This is a genomic window from Microbacterium sp. C5A9 (assembly GCF_022627955.1).
Classification (GTDB): Bacteria; Actinomycetota; Actinomycetes; order Actinomycetales; family Microbacteriaceae; genus Microbacterium.
This window is the reverse complement of the sequence record NZ_JABXGD010000007.1, coordinates 216,773-232,398: the sequence shown is the minus strand read 5'-3', so window position 1 is coordinate 232,398 and position 15,626 is coordinate 216,773. Positions and strand designations below refer to the sequence as shown.

Annotated in this window: 15 protein-coding genes; 4 read left to right on the top strand and 11 right to left on the bottom strand. The window is 69.6% G+C overall.

The features are described from left to right. Window positions 1-81: 81 nt before the first annotated feature. Genes HWD99_RS14715 through HWD99_RS14695 form a run of 5 tightly spaced genes read right to left on the bottom strand, consistent with a single transcriptional unit; the run spans window position 82 to window position 6,240 of the window. Window positions 82-1,794: a biotin carboxylase N-terminal domain-containing protein gene (locus tag HWD99_RS14715; RefSeq protein WP_241796938.1), complete on the bottom strand. Its 1,713-nt coding sequence runs from the start codon at window positions 1,792-1,794 to the stop codon at window positions 82-84. Continuing rightward, window positions 1,791-3,392, bottom strand: coding sequence for an urea amidolyase family protein (locus HWD99_RS14710; RefSeq protein ID WP_241796937.1), 1,602 nt, complete (start codon window positions 3,390-3,392; stop codon window positions 1,791-1,793). The genes HWD99_RS14715 and HWD99_RS14710 overlap by 4 nt, the downstream gene beginning before the upstream one ends. Then, on the bottom strand, window positions 3,392-4,192 hold the full coding sequence (locus tag HWD99_RS14705; protein WP_241796936.1) for a putative hydro-lyase: 801 nt from the start codon (window positions 4,190-4,192) through the stop codon (window positions 3,392-3,394). Before HWD99_RS14705 ends, HWD99_RS14710 begins: the two co-directional genes overlap by 1 nt. Window position 4,193: 1 nt before the next feature. Then, a complete protein-coding gene (locus HWD99_RS14700) occupies window positions 4,194-4,958 on the bottom strand; it encodes a LamB/YcsF family protein (protein ID WP_241796935.1) in 765 nt (254 codons plus the stop codon). Between the two features lie 4 nt (window positions 4,959-4,962). Further along, window positions 4,963-6,240 carry an NRAMP family divalent metal transporter gene (locus tag HWD99_RS14695; protein ID WP_241796934.1) on the bottom strand — a complete coding sequence of 426 codons (1,278 nt, stop codon included), beginning with the start codon at window positions 6,238-6,240 and terminating at the stop codon, window positions 4,963-4,965. Between the two features lie 173 nt (window positions 6,241-6,413). Here HWD99_RS14695 and HWD99_RS14690 point away from each other — a divergent pair, with 173 nt between their 5' ends. Then, the gene (locus HWD99_RS14690) at window positions 6,414-7,070 is read left to right on the top strand and encodes a GntR family transcriptional regulator (RefSeq protein ID WP_241796933.1); all 657 of its coding nucleotides are present in this window, start codon (window positions 6,414-6,416) and stop codon (window positions 7,068-7,070) included. A gap of 9 nt (window positions 7,071-7,079) precedes the next feature. On the opposite strand, the gene HWD99_RS14685 is transcribed toward HWD99_RS14690, so the two are convergent. The 6 genes from HWD99_RS14685 to HWD99_RS14660 form a co-directional block, all read right to left on the bottom strand. Then, entirely contained in the window at window positions 7,080-7,745 is a 666-nt protein-coding gene (locus HWD99_RS14685; protein WP_241796932.1) for a TetR/AcrR family transcriptional regulator, read from the bottom strand. Window positions 7,746-7,943: 198 nt separating this feature from the next. Next, window positions 7,944-8,939 carry a LacI family DNA-binding transcriptional regulator gene (locus HWD99_RS14680; RefSeq protein WP_241796931.1) on the bottom strand — a complete coding sequence of 332 codons (996 nt, stop codon included), beginning with the start codon at window positions 8,937-8,939 and terminating at the stop codon, window positions 7,944-7,946. Window positions 8,940-9,038: 99 nt separating this feature from the next. Next, window positions 9,039-10,469, bottom strand: coding sequence for a glycoside hydrolase family 1 protein (locus HWD99_RS14675; RefSeq protein WP_241796930.1), 1,431 nt, complete (start codon window positions 10,467-10,469; stop codon window positions 9,039-9,041). Window positions 10,470-10,474: 5 nt separating this feature from the next. After that, window positions 10,475-11,365 (bottom strand): carbohydrate ABC transporter permease, encoded by an 891-nt coding sequence (locus HWD99_RS14670; protein WP_241796929.1) that lies wholly within the window; start codon window positions 11,363-11,365, stop codon window positions 10,475-10,477. Next, window positions 11,362-12,447: a carbohydrate ABC transporter permease gene (locus HWD99_RS14665; RefSeq protein ID WP_241796928.1), complete on the bottom strand. Its 1,086-nt coding sequence runs from the start codon at window positions 12,445-12,447 to the stop codon at window positions 11,362-11,364. Before HWD99_RS14665 ends, HWD99_RS14670 begins: the two co-directional genes overlap by 4 nt. Window positions 12,448-12,611: 164 nt before the next feature. Continuing rightward, entirely contained in the window at window positions 12,612-13,919 is a 1,308-nt protein-coding gene (locus HWD99_RS14660; RefSeq protein WP_241796927.1) for an ABC transporter substrate-binding protein, read from the bottom strand. Between the two features lie 141 nt (window positions 13,920-14,060). On the opposite strand from HWD99_RS14660, the gene HWD99_RS14655 reads away from it, so the two are divergent. From HWD99_RS14655 to purQ, 3 genes are all read left to right on the top strand, one after another. After that, entirely contained in the window at window positions 14,061-14,591 is a 531-nt protein-coding gene (locus HWD99_RS14655) for an adenine phosphoribosyltransferase (protein WP_241796926.1), read from the top strand. 81 nt (window positions 14,592-14,672) lie between these two features. Next, on the top strand, window positions 14,673-14,921 hold the full coding sequence (purS, locus tag HWD99_RS14650; RefSeq protein WP_079112131.1) for a phosphoribosylformylglycinamidine synthase subunit PurS: 249 nt from the start codon (window positions 14,673-14,675) through the stop codon (window positions 14,919-14,921). Continuing rightward, window positions 14,918-15,625, top strand: coding sequence for a phosphoribosylformylglycinamidine synthase subunit PurQ (gene purQ, locus HWD99_RS14645; RefSeq protein WP_241796925.1), 708 nt, complete (start codon window positions 14,918-14,920; stop codon window positions 15,623-15,625). The genes purS and purQ overlap by 4 nt, the downstream gene beginning before the upstream one ends. Window position 15,626 lies beyond the last annotated feature (1 nt).

The following is a 15,626-nucleotide window of genomic DNA, read 5'->3' as shown; positions in this document are numbered from 1 at the left end:
CAGCCCTCCCTCGCAAACACGACGATCCCGGATGCTGCCGCTGCGGCATCCGGGATCGTCGCGTCCGGCGGCTGACCGCGCTCAGTCGATCACGGCGAGCACACCGTCCGGGGCGATCGTCGACGAGAGCTCGGCCCGGTGCGACACAACGCCGGCGCGGTGGGCGACGACGGTGGTCTCCATCTTCATCGCGTCGAGCACCGCGACCGCGTCGCCCTCCGCCACGCGCGCACCGTCATCGGCGAGCCAGCGCACGAGCGTCCCCGGCGCGGGCGAGCGGAGTTCGGTCGGATCGGATGCGGAGGCTGCGCCCTCGGCATCCGCCGGTCCGCCGAGACCCGAGAGCAGACCGATCGGGAGTCCGAGCATGACGCGGCGTCCGTCGATCTCGACGGGGACGCGCTGGAGCGCGACATCGGCGACGGGTGCCGGACGCAGCTGCGGTTCGAGGCGCGGCAGCAGCGTGCTCTCGATCCACTGCGTGTGCACGGCGAAGGTGTCAGTGGCGAACGCATCGTCGTCGAGAACGAGCCGATCGAAGGGGATGACCGTCGCCGGCCCCTCGACCGCGAGCTCGCGCAGCGCCCGTCGTGCCCGCACGAGTGCCCCATCACGACTCTCGGCGTGCACGATGAGCTTCGCGATCATCGAGTCGAAGGCCGGCTGCACGGCGTCGCCCGCCTCGATGCCGCTGTCCCAGCGCACGCCGGGGCCGCCGGGCACGCGCAGCGAGGCCACTCGACCAGGGCTCGGCAGGAATCCGCGACCGGGGTCCTCCGCGTTGATGCGGAACTCGAAGGCGTGCCCGGCGGGCACCGGCGTCTCGGCGAAGGAGATGCCCTCTCCGAAGGCGATGCGGAACTGCTCGCGCACCAGATCGGTGCCGGTCACCTCTTCGGTCACGGGATGCTCCACCTGCAGGCGGGTGTTCACCTCGAGGAATGAGATCGTGCCGTCGGCCGCGAGCAGGAACTCCACGGTTCCCGCGCCGCGGTACTGCACCTCGGCGCAGATCGCCCGGGCCGCGTCGTGGAACCGTGTGCGCTGATCGCTCGACAGCCCGGGCGCAGGCGCCTCCTCGATGAGCTTCTGGTTTCGACGCTGCATCGAGCAGTCACGGTCGCCGACGACCACGACGCCACCGCGTCCGTCGCCGAGCACCTGCACCTCGATATGGCGCGGGCTCTCGAGGAAGCGCTCGACGAAGCACTCCCCGCGACCGAAGGCGGCGATCGCCTCGCGAGTCGCCGCGTCGAACGCGTCGGTGACCTCCGACAGCTCCCGCACGACCTTCAGCCCGCGGCCGCCACCGCCGAACGCGGCCTTGATGGCGATCGGAAGCCCGTGCTGCTCGGCGAACGCCACGGCTTCAGCGGGCCCGGCGAGGGGCTGGTCGGTGCCGGCCGCCAGCGGCGCTCCGACGCGCTGCGCGATCCGGCGCGCGGTCATCTTGTCGCCGAGTGCGTCGATGCTGTCGGGCGAGGGGCCGATCCAGACGAGGCCGGCGGCCTCGACGGCCCGCGCGAACTCGGCGCTCTCCGAGAGGAACCCGTAACCGGGGTGCACCGCATCCGCGCCGCTCCTGCGCGCCGCGTCGATCAGCGCATCGATCGAGAGGTAGGTGCTCGCCGCGGTGTCTCCGCCGAGGCCGAGCGCCTCGTCGGCGAGTCGCACATGCAGGGCATCGGCGTCCTGGTCGGCGTAGACCGCGACGGACGTGTACCCGGCTTCGGCGCAGGCGCGGATGACGCGCACGGCGATCTCTCCGCGATTCGCGATCAACACCGTGGTCATGAGGTCTCCTTGACGATGAAACGGACACGTGCGCCGGGCGGCAGCTGCCCGGCGAGGTCGAGGCTGCTGTCGGTGACGGCGCCGATGATCGGATATCCACCGGTGAGCGGGTGATCGGGCAGGAACAGCACGGGCTGACCGTCGGGAGGCACCTGGATCGCCCCGGTGACGGCTCCCTCGCTGGGCAGCTCCCCACCGATCGCGCGCTCGAGCGGCTGTGCCCCCTCGAGCCGGATGCCGACTCGGTCGGATCGCGGTGTCACCGTCCACTCCTGGGCGCCGAGGGTCGCGAGGGCCTCCGCCGTGAACCAGTCGTCGCGCGGGCCGAGGGTGATCTCGAGATCGACGAGATCACCGGGCGCCGGAAGCACACGCGGGAGCGCATCGGGCTCGACGGGATGCCGTGCGCGATCGCCCACACGGACGACGTCTCCCGCGGCGAGCGCCGCGGGACCCAGCCCGGCGAGGGTGTCACTCGCGCGGCTGTCCAGCGCCGACTCTGCGGCCACACCGCCGCGGACCGCGACGACGAAGCGCAGACCGCCGGCGGGATGCCCGAGGGTGAGCTCGTCTCCGTCGACGGTGGCGAAGGGCTCGCCGTGGGCGATCCGGCGCACCACGCCGCCGGCATCCACGAGATCGAGGGAGCCGACGGCGCCGGTGACCGCCGCGACCCCGGCGCCGCGGAAGCGCAGCACCGCACCGCCGACGCTCTCGAGCACGGCGGCGCCGGTCTCGTTGCCGACGGCGCGGTTCGCGTCGCGCATCGCACGGCGATCGGCCACGCCGGAGGCCGAGACGCCGAGCGCCGCGAAACCCGGGCGTCCGGCATCCTGCACGAGCAGCTGCAGCGAGGGACGCACGATCTCGATCGCGGCGGACGCGGGAGAGTCCGGAGCGGGCGCCGCTGCGGCGGCGTGCCGCTCGGGAACGCGCCCGCTGTCGGCCGCGTGATCTGCGTTCTCCGACACCACGGCCGACATCACGACCTGCTCGCGCACGTGCTCGAACCGTACCGTCGTGCCGGGCGACAGCAGCGCCGGCGGGTCGCGGTCGATGTCCCACATCAGGGCGTCCGTGCGACCGATGAGCTGCCACCCACCCGGACTCTCACGCGGGTACACCCCGGTGAACTGTCCGGCGAGCGCCACCGATCCCGCCGGCACGCGGGTACGGGGCGACGCGCGACGAGGCACGTCGAAGAGGGGATCGGTGCTCACCACGTAGCCGAACCCGGGGGCGAAGCCCGAGAAGGCGACCTTCCAGTCGGCGGCGAGGTGGCGATTCACGAGTTCGTCCCCCGACACACCCAGCAGGGATGCCGCCTCATCGAGGTCTTCGCCGTCGTACCGCACGGGCACCGTGACCTCGCCGGTCGCCGGCAGGTGAGCCGCGTCGACCTCGGTCGCGGCGAGCGCGTCCGCGAGGTCGACGGCCGAGACGACCAGAGGATCGAAGCGCACGAGCACGGTGCGCGCCCCGGGGATGCGCTCGACGACACCGCGCACCCCGCGCCAGGCGAGGTTGAGGCGCATCGCCTCGTCGAGGTCGGCGGCCTCGACGAGGAGCGCGTGATCGGATGCCGTGAGGATGCGCATCAGACGAGGTACTCCGCATCCGGAACGTCCGTGATGAACATGTATCCCGGCGCATGCGTGATGGCGAACGGCGGCTTCGAGGCCATGATCGCGGCCTGCGGGGTGACGCCGCAGGCCCAGAACACCGGCACCTCGCCCTCGCGCACCTCGGGGGCGTCGCCGAAGTCGGGCCGGGCGAGATCCAGGATTCCGAGGGACGCCGGATCGCCGATGTGCACCGGAGCACCGTGCACGGCGGGGGTCCGCCCGGAGATCTGCACGGCATCCGCCACGCGACCCGCCGGGATCGGACGCATCGACACGACCATCTCTCCGCTCAGACGACCCGCGGGTGCGCAGGGCACCGCGGTGCGATACATCGGCACGTTGCGGCCGAGCTCCTGATGGCGGATCGGGATGCCCGCCTGCACGAGTCCGGATTCGAACGTGAAGCTGCATCCGATGAGGAACGAGACGAGGTCGGGATGCTCCGCCCAGGCCGCCGTCGCGTCGGTGACCTCGTCGGCCAGTTCGCCGTCGCGCCAGATGCGGTATCGACCGATGTCCGTGCGGATGTCACTGCCCGGCGCGAGCCGTGACTCGACCTCACCCTGTTCGATGACCTCGAGCACGGGACACGGCTTCGGATTGCGCTGCGCGAAGAGCAGCGTCTCGAAGGCCCAGTCCGCAGGAACCGAGATCAGGTTGGCCTGGGTCAGACCGGTCGCGACCCCGCTGGTCGGCGCAGCGTGGCCCGCCCGGATGGCGGCGCGGGCCGCACGCGCCTCGGCGAGCTGTTCGGCGGTGGCGAGGACGGTCATGTCAGACGCCCGCGAAAGGTGCGATCGTGATGCCCGCATCCTGCAGCATCCGCTTGGTCTCGGCCGCCATCGCGACCGACCCCGGGCTGTCGCCGTGCACGCAGATCGACTGCGCGCTGACCGGGACGTCGGTGCCGTCGATCGCGCGGATCACTCCCTCTCCGGCGAGGCGCACCATCCGCTCGGCGACCTCGGCGGGGTCGTGCAGCACGGAGCCGGGCTCGGTGCGCGAGACAAGCTGACCGTCGGGCTGATAGGCCCGGTCGGCGAAGGCCTCTGCCGCGGTCGCGAGCCCCGCACGTGCGGCGACGTCGAGCACGACGCCCCCGGCGAGCCCGAGCAGCACGAGGCTCGGATCGATCGCACGGATCGCGGCCACCACGTCCTTCGACTGCCGCTCGTCGCGGGCGATCGTGTTGTACAGCGCTCCGTGCGGCTTCACGTAGGCGACGGTGCCGCCCACCGCCGCGGCGAGACCGATCAGGGCGCCGAGCTGGTACTCGACGTGCGCCTGCAGCGTCGCGGAGTCGATGTCGACCTTCGTGCGACCGAAGTTCTCGTAGTCCCGATATCCGGGGTGGGCGCCGATGACGACTCCCCCGGCCACGGCGCTCGCGAGCGTCGCACGGATGCCTTCGGGGCTGCCCGCGTGGAAGCCGCATGCCACGTTCGCGCTCGTCACGAGTCCGAGCATGCTCTCGTCGTCGCTGACCATGCGGTCGGGGACGTTCTCGCCGAGATCGGAGTTCAGGTCGATCGATGTCATGGGGTCACGCTCCGATTCCGAGGAAGGCGAAGATGGGGCCCACCGAGACGATGCCCATGTACCAGGTGAGCAGCGTCACGAGCGTACCGGCGACGAGCAGCCACATCGGGTACTTCTTCGATCCGAGCAGATCGCGGCGGAACCAGCCGATGTACATGAAGACCGTGAGGCCGATGGGGAGGATGAGCCCGTTGAAGCCGCCGACGAAGACGAGGATCGCGGCCGGCGCCGTGCCGATGGACAGGTAGACGATCAGCGAGACGACGATGAAGGCGACGGTCGCCAGCTGCAGGGGCCACCCTCCCTTCAGCTTCTTCGTGAAGGTCGAGAGGAAGGTCGCCGAGGTGTACGCCGCGCCGATGACCGAGCTGATCGCCGCGGCCCAGAAGATCGCGCCGAAGATGCGCAGACCCGCGTCGCCGAGCACGGCGCCGAACGCCTGCCCTGCCGGGTTCGCGGCCTGGCTCGAGAGGTCGAGCGAGACGCCCGACGCGACCACACCGAGGATCGCGAGGAACAGCACGTAGCGCATGACGCCGGTGACGAGGATGCCGTTGGTCGCGGCGCGCATGACCGGACCGGCCTGCTCGGGGCCGGTGTGACCGGAGTCGAGGTAGCGGTGCGCCCCCGAATAGGTGATGTATCCGCCGACGGTTCCGCCGACGATCGTCGTGATGGTGGCGAAGTTGAGCTCGTCGGGGACGAACGTCTGTCGCAGCGCCTCGCCGATGGGCGGCTGGGCGATGACGGCGACGACCACGGTCATCACGATCATGCCGATGCCGAGCACGACCAGCACGACGTCCATCACCGGTCCGGCCTTCTTGACGAGGAAGATGATGATCGCGAGGGCAGCGGTGAGGGCGCCGCCGAGCTTGGGATCGATGCCGAGCAGTGCGTTCAGGCCGAGGCCGCCGCCGGCGATGTTGCCGATGTTGAAGGCCAGGCCGCCGATCACGACGAGCACGGCGATCACGTGCCCCGAGAACGGGATGGCGCTGTTCGCGAGCTCTCCGGCGCGCTTTCCCGACGAGGTGATCATGCGCCAGATGTTCAGCTGCACCGCGATGTCGACGAGGATCGAGACGAGGATCGCGAACGCGAAGGCCGCCCCCATCGTCGCGGTGAACGTGGCGGTCTGCGTGATGAATCCGGGGCCGATGGCGCTGGTCGCCATCAGGAAGATCGCGCCGATCACGGCGCTGCGGCCTGCCCGCTTCTTGGCGGCCGCGACGCGGGCTTCGTCTTCGGAGGACAGCGAGGCTGTGGTGTTCTCTGACATGGCGGGGGAATTCCCATCGTCGTTGGTGGGTCTCGATCGAGACCCAGTGTAGAACGGATCGAGCATTATTGTTCAACAACTTTGTTTCGACTGTGCTACAGCGACGTTGCGTTCGTGCACGTCCCGACGCGACCCCGGGAACGATCCGTCAGCACGCCGCCTACGATGAAGGCATGACTCAGCAGGGCATGCTCGCCGATGCGCTCCGACAGCAGATCATCGACGGAGCATTCGCCCCCGGGTCGCGCCTGTCGGAGTCGGCCCTCGCCGAGCACTTCGGCGTCGCGCGGAACACGCTGCGCGAGGCGTTCCGCGCCCTCTCCGCGCAGGGACTGCTCGAGCACGTGCCGCACCGGGGCGTCTCCGTCGCCTCACCGACGATCGCCGACGTCATCGACATCTACCGGGCTCGCCGTGTCATCGAATGCACGGCGCTGCTGCACTCCGAGCCCGAGCACCCCGCCGTCCAGCGGATGCAGGAGGCGGTGCGCGCCGCCGAGGCCGCCGCTCAGGACGCACTGCTCGACGACACCCAGACCTGGCGCGAGGTGGGCAGCGCCAACATGGCGTTCCACGTCGCGCTGGTCGATCTCGCCGACAGTCCCCGCCTGGCCCGCACGTATCGCGACCTGGCCGCGGAGCTGAGGCTCGCGTTCCTGAAGATCGATGAACCGCGCTCGCTCCACGAGCCGTTCGTGCGCAAGAACCGCGCCGTGCTCGACACCTTCCTCGAGCGAGGGGCGCAGGAAGGCGCCGCAGAGCTCGAGCGCTACCTCGTGCAGTCGGAGCGGGTCGTGCTGGGAGCGTTCGCCCGGATGCAGCTGGGGTGACCCGACCGGTCAGTGCGTCGGTCGCACCGCGCGGATCGCGCGCAGCCGGAGATCGGCGTCGCGGGGAGCGAGCTCGAGCGCCAGCGGCTCCTCGGGCTCTCGCAGGTCGTAGAGGCGGTACATCCACCGACGCGCGTCTTCGAGGGGGAACGAGTCTCCGTAGACGGCGTATTTGATCACGATGCCCTCGAGAGTGCTGCGCAGCATGACCTCTTCGAGTGCGGGGTCGGTGGCTCCGCGATCACGGAAGATGCCACGCACGATCTCCTCCGAGGCCGCGGCCTGCTCGACGAACCGCTGCTCGGACTCGGCGAAGAGCCGATGGGTCTCGGGCTGCTGCTGCATGGCGAGCACCGCACGTTGCAGGGGCAGTGCGAAACCCGTGGCCATGAGCACCCCGTCGATGATGCCCGCGAGCTTCTCATCCGGGGATCCCGGCCGCTGCGGGATGTCGAAGAGCATCTCGAACCACCGGTCGATCACGGCGCCGACCAGCTGGTCCTTCGCACCGAAGTGGTAGTTCGCGAGCCCCTGAGCGACTCCGGCCCGCCGCGTGATCTCCGCGATGCTGGCGCCGGCGACGCCCTTCTCGCCGAAGAGCTCGGTCGCCGAGAGCAGGATGACCTCGCGTGCACGCTCGCGCACCTGTCGGTTGCGGTCGTCGGATCGTGCCATTTCGTCCTCTTCCCCAGAAATCGGACGACTTCGAAAATCGAAGCCAAACCTCTATATTAGTTGTTGAATGACCGTTCAGGCTAAGCGGGGGCTGAGAATGCCTGACGACATTCAGTCCGGTCTTCGGGTGATCGGGCATCGACGCGGTGCGGGCCTCTTCGAGGGGGCGTGGGGTCCGCACCCGCGCTCGACTACAGCCTACGCCGACTCGCGGACCACGAGTTCGGTCGGCAGGATCGTCAGGTGCTCGGGATCGCCGCCCGCCAGGCGCGAGAGCAGCACTCCGGCCATCGCCTCGCCCTGCGCATACATGGGCTGCCGCATCGTGGTCAGCTGCGGGTCGGTGCTCTGGGCGACCGAGGAGTCGTCGAAGCCGACGATCGCGATGTCGTCGGGGACCCGGATGCCGGCACCGCGCAGCGCGGTGAGAGCGCCCCGGGCCATGAGGTCGCTCGCCACGAAGATCGCATCGGGGCGTCCGACGGCGAGGATGCGTCGCGCGGCCTCCGCCCCGCTCGCCTCGCTGTAGTCACCCGCCTCCTCGGCGAACGGCGTCAGCCCCGCATCCGCCAGTGCGCTGCGGAATCCCTGCACGCGATCGGCCGACGAGACCATCGTCACGGGGCCGCCGATGGTCGCGATCCGCCGACGTCCTCGCTCGATCAGGTGCGTCGTCGCCGTGCGCGCCCCCGCGACGTTGTCGACGTCGACGACGTAGTCGCCGTCGCGGAACCGGGTGGGGCGGCCGCCCCAGACCACCGGCACCGCATCAGCCACGCGCTCGATGAACGCGTCGCTCGTGTGGTGCGACACGATGAGCGCGCCGTCGACGCCGCCGTTGCGCACGAAGCTCGTCATCTTGTCGCCGGGGTCGTCGCTCGCGATGAGCAGGTTCAGCAGGTAGTCCGAGCGACGGAGCGCCCCGGTGATGCCCGCGACGATCTCGGCGAAGAACGGGTCGCCGAAGAATCGCGTGGTGTCTTCGGGAACGATCAGCGCGATCGCGTGCGTCTGCCTCGAGGCGAGTGAGCGGGCCGCGCGGTTCGGCACATAGCTGAGCTCCTCGATCGCGCGCTGCACCGCGACGAGCGCCTCGGGACTCACCGCCGTCGAACCGTTCACCACCCGCGACACGGTCGATCGCGAGACCCCGGCGGCCGACGCCACCTCTTCGATGGTCGCTCGTGACGACACAGCTCTCCCTCGTACTCCGACACTGATCACCGTTCGAATCGCTCAGGCGACCCTTCCGACGAGGAACAGGGGCGCCTGAGCGATCCGAAAGCGCCCGGCTCAGAGAGAGCGAGCGGCGATGATGCGAGCGTACTCCCGGCCGGAGTCCTTGAGAGACCGCTCCTGGGTGTCGTAGTCGACCCGCACGATGCCGAAGCGCTTGTCGTAGCCCCACGCCCACTCGAAGTTGTCGAACAGGGACCAGTAGAAGTAGCCCCGCACGTCGACGCCGGAATCCGCCGCGTCGAGCACCGCCCCGAGGTGCAGGCGGAGGAACTCGGTGCGCGGGTCGTCGTGCACCCGGACCTCGCCGTTCTGCACGATCGGCGCATCGTCGTAGGCGGCCCCGTTCTCGGTCATGTACAGCACGGTGCCGGCGGGTTCGGCGTACTCCGACCACACCCGCTGGAGCAGGCGGGTCAGCCCCTCGGGCTGCACCTCCCAGTTCTGCGCGGTGCGCGGGAGACCGCGCTCGACGGCGTGGATGCCGTCCGACGACGGATAGGGGCTGCGACCGGGGCGCCCCGTGGCGGGGCCGCCGCTGACCGGTGCGACCTCGGGTGCCGTGCCCGAGACCAGGTCACCGTGGTAGTAGTTCACGCCCTGCGTGTCGATGCGCTGGGCGATGGTCGCGAGATCGCCGTCGTGCACGGCGGCCTCGAAGCGCGCCACGGCCTCGGCATCGACCGCGCGGATGTCCTCGACGATGTCGGCCGGGTACTCGGCGCGGTAGATCGGGTCGAGGAACCAGCGGTTGAACTGGCCGTCGACGCGACGTGCGGCATCGACGTCGGCCGGGTTCGTCGGGTCGGCAGGGTCGGCGACCGTGTGGTTCAGGGTGATGCCGAGGTCGAGGCTCGCGTCGCGTCCGCGCAGCTCGCGCACGGTCTCGCCGTGGGCGAGAAGCAGGTGGTGGGCCGACAGCAGCCCCTCGGCGACGCTGGTGTGCCCCGGCGCGTGCTCGCCGCCCGTGTACGAGAGGAACGACGAGCACCACGGCTCGTTCAACGTCGTCCACACGTTCACCCGGTCACCCAGCGCGTCGTGCATCGTGCCCGCGTACTCGAGGAAGCGACCGACCGTGTCGCGGTTGGTCCAGCCGCCGGTCTCCTGCAGCGCCTGCGGCATGTCCCAGTGGTACAGCGTGAGCCAGGGCAGGATGTCGTTCGCGAGCAGCTCGTCGACGAGGCGCTCGTAGAAGTCGACGCCCTTCGGGTTCACGGCGCCGCCGTCGGGTCGCACCCGAGACCACGAGGTCGAGAAGCGGTACGTCTGCAGTCCGAGCTGCCTCATGAGCGCGATGTCCTGCGGATACCGGTGATAGTGGTCGCACGCCACGTCGCCGTTGTCGCCTCCGATGACCGCTCCCGGCTCGCGGCTGAACGCATCCCAGATCGATGCGGTGCGCCCGTCCTCGAAGGCCGCGCCCTCGATCTGGTACGCCGCTGTCGCGGCTCCGAAGAGGAAGTTCTCGGGGAAGGCGCGGGTCATACGGGTCATCCTTTCACCGCGCCCGCCATGATGCCACTGACCAGCTGCCGACCCGCCACCACGAAGAGGACGAGCAGCGGAAGGGTCGCGAGCACCGCGCCGGCGAGCACGATCGAATAGTCGATGTAGTAGCCCGACTGCAGCTGGCTGAGCGCCGTCTGCAGGGTCGGGTTCTGCGGGGAGAGCACGATCAGCGGCCACAGGTAGTCGGTCCATGCGGTCATGAAGGTGAAGAGTCCGAGGATCGCCATCGCCGGTCGGGCGGCGGGGATGCCGACCGTCAGGAACGTGCGGAACTGGTTCGCGCCGTCCATGCGCGCGGCCTCGATGAGCTCGTCGGGGATCACGTCGACCAGGTACTGCCGCATGAAGAAGACGCCGAAGGCCGTGACGAGGGTCGGCACGATGACCGCGCCGATCGAGCCGGTCCAGCCGAGCTCGCGCATCAGCATGAACAGCGGGATGATGCCGAGCTGCGTGGGGATCGCCATGGTCGCGATCACGAAGATCATCAGTCCGTCTCGCCCCTTGAACCGCAGCTTGGCGAATGCATAGCCCGCGAGGGTCGAGAACGTCACGACCGAGATCGTGATGATCCCCGAGATGAGGAACGAGTTGCCGAGCGCGAGCCAGAACGGGATCGCGTCGAAGACCTTGGCCGCGTTCGCGAAGAAGTTGCCGCCAGGGATGAGCGGCAGGGTCTCGCCGCGGGTCGCGTTGGTGCCGCTCGCCACGACCACCGACCACCACAGCGGGTAGACGCTGCCGATGATGAACGCGGCGAGCAGACCGTAGGTGAGGAACCCGGGCCGGCTGCCGATCCCGGCGTTGCCGCCGACGGCCCCGCGGCGGCGTGCGAGCTTCTCGGGGACGCTGAGTGCCTGGGTGGCGGTCATCGCGCGTTCTCCTCGGTCGTGGTGGCGATCGTCGTACCTGCTGCGGCCTTCGCGGCAGCGTTCGATGCGGTGCGTGCACGGCGGCGCGCGGCGCGGTTCTTCGGAGCATCCCCGGTGGAGATGCGCCGCGAGATGAGGAAGTTGATCACGCCGATGCCGACGATGAGCAGGAACAGCAGGATCGCGACGGCGGATGCCTCGCCGAGATCCCGCCGGAAGAACGCGAGCTCCCACAGGAACAGCACGGTCGTCTGGAACTGTCGATCGCTGCCGCCGATGCCGCCGGCGGTCGACACGTCGAACAGACGCGGTTCGGCGAAGATCTGCAGACCGCCGATCGTGGCGGTGATGATCACGAAGATCAGCGTCGGGCGGATCGTCGGGATCGTGATCGAGAAGAAGCGGCGCGCGGCGCCGGCGCCGTCGAGCGCGGCGGACTCGTAGAGGTCGCGGGGCACCGCCTGCATCGCGGCGAGCAGGATCAGCGCGTTGTAGCCGGTCCAGCGGAAGTTCACCATGACGGCGATCGCGAGGTGCGACAGCGCGGTGTTGTGCTTCCACTCCTGGTCGGCGATGCCGATCAGGTTCAGCAGGTTGTTGGCGAGACCGTCGGCCTCGTTGAAGATGCTCGAGAAGATGATCGCGACGGCCACCGGGGTGACCACGAACGGGATGAGCACGCTCATGCGCCAGAATGTGGGAGCGCGCAGGCCGCGGTCGAGCAGGTAGGCGATGACCAGTGCGACAGCGAGCTGCGGGATCGCCGACAGCAGGAAGATGCTCAGCGTGTTGAAGATCGAGTTCCAGAACATCCCGTCGCCGAGGATCTCGACGAAGTTGCCCGCGCCGACGAACTCCCCCTGCCCCTTGAGCAGGTCCCATTCGTGCACGGCCACCCACACCGTGTAGATCAGCGGGAACAGGCCGACCAGGCCGAAGAGCAGGAAGAACGGCGAGATGTAGAAGTACGGCGACGCGTTCTGGTCGAACCGCGACAGGCGATGCCGCCAGGGACGCCTGCCGGCGGCATCCGTCTTCGGCTGTTCGGATGCCGTGTCGCGGCGTTCCGCAGTGAGAGTCATGAGGGTTCCTTCATCGGATGACGCGTTTCGTCTCGGGCGACGTCGTCGTCTTCACTCGACGACCGGCGTGTGGCCACCTCCGGCCGTCGAGCGAGGAGCGAAGCACCGAGACGACACGCGGTGCGTCGTCCTCGCTCGACAGCCGGAGGGATGCGGCGGCTGGGTCAGCCGACCAGCTCGTTCAGGAGCTCGACCGCGGCATCCCAGGCACCCTGGGTGTCGGTCTCGCCACGGTCGAGGCCGCTGAGGGCCGGACCGAAGACGTTCTCCTGGATGACCGAGTCGTCAGCGCCCTTGAACTGCGCCACGACGCCCTTCGCCCGCTCGGCGAGGATCGCCCCGGTCGGCGCGTCGTTGAAGAACTCGTTGGGGGTCGCCTCCGACGCGAGCGTCTCCTGCGCCGTGATGGTGGAGGGGAAGTTGCCCGCGGCGGCGGACTGCTTCACCTGCTGCTCGGGCTGCGTCAGCCAGTCGGCGAGCTCGGCCGCGGCCTCCTTGTGCTGCGAGGTCTCGGGGATCGACAGGAAGGCGCCGCCCCAGTTGGCCGCGCCGCCGGGGAACACGTCGGCGAAGTCCCAGCCGGTCGTCGCGTCGCCGCCGCCGGCCTCGACCTGACCCTGCACCACGCCGAGCATCCAGCCCGGGCAGACGAAGGTCGCGAAGGTGCCGTCGACGAACGACTTGCCGCCGTTCCAGTCCCACGCGGTCTGCGCGGCGGACTGTCCGCCCTCGGTCGCGGCCCCGAGCAGCTCGAAGCGCTCCTTGAGCTCGGCGTTGTCCTCGACGTTCAGCTCGCCGTCGGTCGTGTAATAGCCCTCGTCGAGCTGGTTGACCATGGCGTTCCAGACGAAGCCGGAGTGGTCGTACCAGGCCTTGCCGGTCTTGGCCGTGTAGTCGGCGCCGACCGCGAAGTAGTTCTCCCAGTCGCCGTTGAGCAGCTCGGCGACCGACTCGCGGTCACTGGGCAGGCCTGCGGCCTCGAAGGCCGCGCCGTTGTAGCAGATGCCGCTCGGGCCGATGTCGGTGCCGTAGCCGATCACGCGCCCCTCGGCGTCCGTCGCCTGACCGTACTTCCAGTCGACCCAGTCGGCCTTGCGGTCTTCGATGCCGTAGTCGCGCAGGTCGACGAACGTGTCGGACACGTCCATGATCGCGCCGAGCCATCCCTCTTCGATCGCGACGACGTCGCTGAGACCCGAGCCTGCGGCGATCTTCGTGAAGGCGTCGGTGCGGGCGTTGCCGCCGGTGTCGATGTTGGTCGCCTCGATCGTGACGTTCGGGTTCGCCTTCTCGTACTCGTCGTAGAGGTCTTCGTAGCCGAAGGTTCCGAACGTCGTGACGGTCAGCGTGATCTTGTCGTCGCCTCCCTCGGCGTCGTCGCCGCTGCCGGCTGCACAGCCGGCGAGGGCCAGGACGGAGACGGATGCCGCGGCGGTCGCGGTGAGGATCCGGGTGCGGGCACGTGTGTTCACAGGTCACTCCTTTGTGGTGGGTCGTGCGGTGATGGTGCAGGTGCTGTCGGGATGCGTGGGAGCGCTCCCACGCATTGATCAGCGACTCTATGGGAGCGCTCCCACGAATGTCAAGCCCACCCCGTGGCGTACCCTTGTCCGGTGCCCGACACCGAACTCTCCCCCGCTCTCGTCCGTGCCGAGTCGCTGATCCGCAGCATCCCGGACTACCCGGAGCCCGGCATCATCTTCCGCGACATCACCCCGCTGCTCGCCGACGCCGAGGCACTGAAGGCCACGACCGACGCGATCATCGCCCCGTTCGAGGGTCAGTTCGACGTGGTCGCCGGCATCGAAGCGCGCGGGTTCATCCTCGCCGGAGCCGCGGCGATCGCGGCAGGCGTCGGCCTCATCCCGATCCGCAAGGCGGGCAAGCTGCCCCGTCCCGCGGCATCCGTCGACTACGCGCTCGAGTACGGCACCGCCACGATCGAGATGCACGACGATCTGCCCGCGGGCTCGCGGGTGCTGCTGATCGACGACGTGCTCGCGACCGGTGGCACGCTCGCCGCAGGACGCCAGCTGGTCGAGCGCCTCGGCAGCCACGTGGTCGGCATCTCGGTGCTGTTCGAGATCGACGGCCTCGGCGGTCGTGACGCGATCGGCGACCTGCACACCGTCTTCCACGCCTGAGGCCCGACACCCAGGGAATCGAGCCGGTCGCGAGCCGGTAGACTGGTCGCGCCCGTCCGCCCGCGACTCCCGGAGCCGTTCATGCCCACCATCGTCGTCGACGTCATGCCCAAGCCCGAACTGCTCGACCCGCAGGGGAAGGCCGTCTCCGGCGCCTTCAGCCGCCTGGGCGTCGAGGGTTTCACCGATGTCCGCATCGGCAAGCGCTTCGAGCTCACCGTCGAGGGCGAGGTCACCGACGAGATCCTCGCCGAGGCCCGCCGCATCGCCGACGAGGTGCTCTCCAACTCCGTGATCGAGGATGTCGTCGGCATCGAGGTCGCCGAGTGACCACGCGCATCGGGGTCATCACCTTCCCCGGATCGCTCGACGATCGCGACGCACAGCGTGCTGTCCGCATCGCCGGCGCCGAGCCCGTCGCCCTGTGGCACGGCTCGCACGACCTCGAGGGCGTGGACGCGCTCGTGCTGCCTGGCGGCTTCAGCTACGGCGATTACCTGCGCGCCGGTGCGATCGCCGCGCTCTCGCCGATCATGGCCGAGGTCAAGGACGCCGCCGCCAAGGGCATGCCGATCCTCGGCATCTGCAACGGCTTCCAGATGCTCGTCGAGGCGCACCTGCTGCCCGGCGGCCTGATCCGCAACGACCACCAGCACTTCGTGCGTCGCGATCAGAAGCTCATCGTCGAGAACTCCGACACGGCGTGGACCAACCGGTTCCGCACCGGCCAGGAGATCACGATCCCGCTGAAGAACGCCGACGGCGGGTACATCGCCGACGAAGAGACGCTCGACCGTCTCGAGGGCGAGGGCCTGGTCGCGTTCCGCTACGCGGGCGTGAACCCGAACGGCTCGCTGCGCGACATCGCGGGCCTCACCAACGAGGCGGGCAACGTCGTGGGGCTCATGCCGCACCCCGAGCACGCCACCGAGGCGGGCTTCGGCCCGGACACCGCGGCAGCGATGCGGTCGGGCATCGACGGAGTCGACTTCTTCACGAGCGCGGTCGCCGCGATCGCCCGCGTCGCCGCCTAAC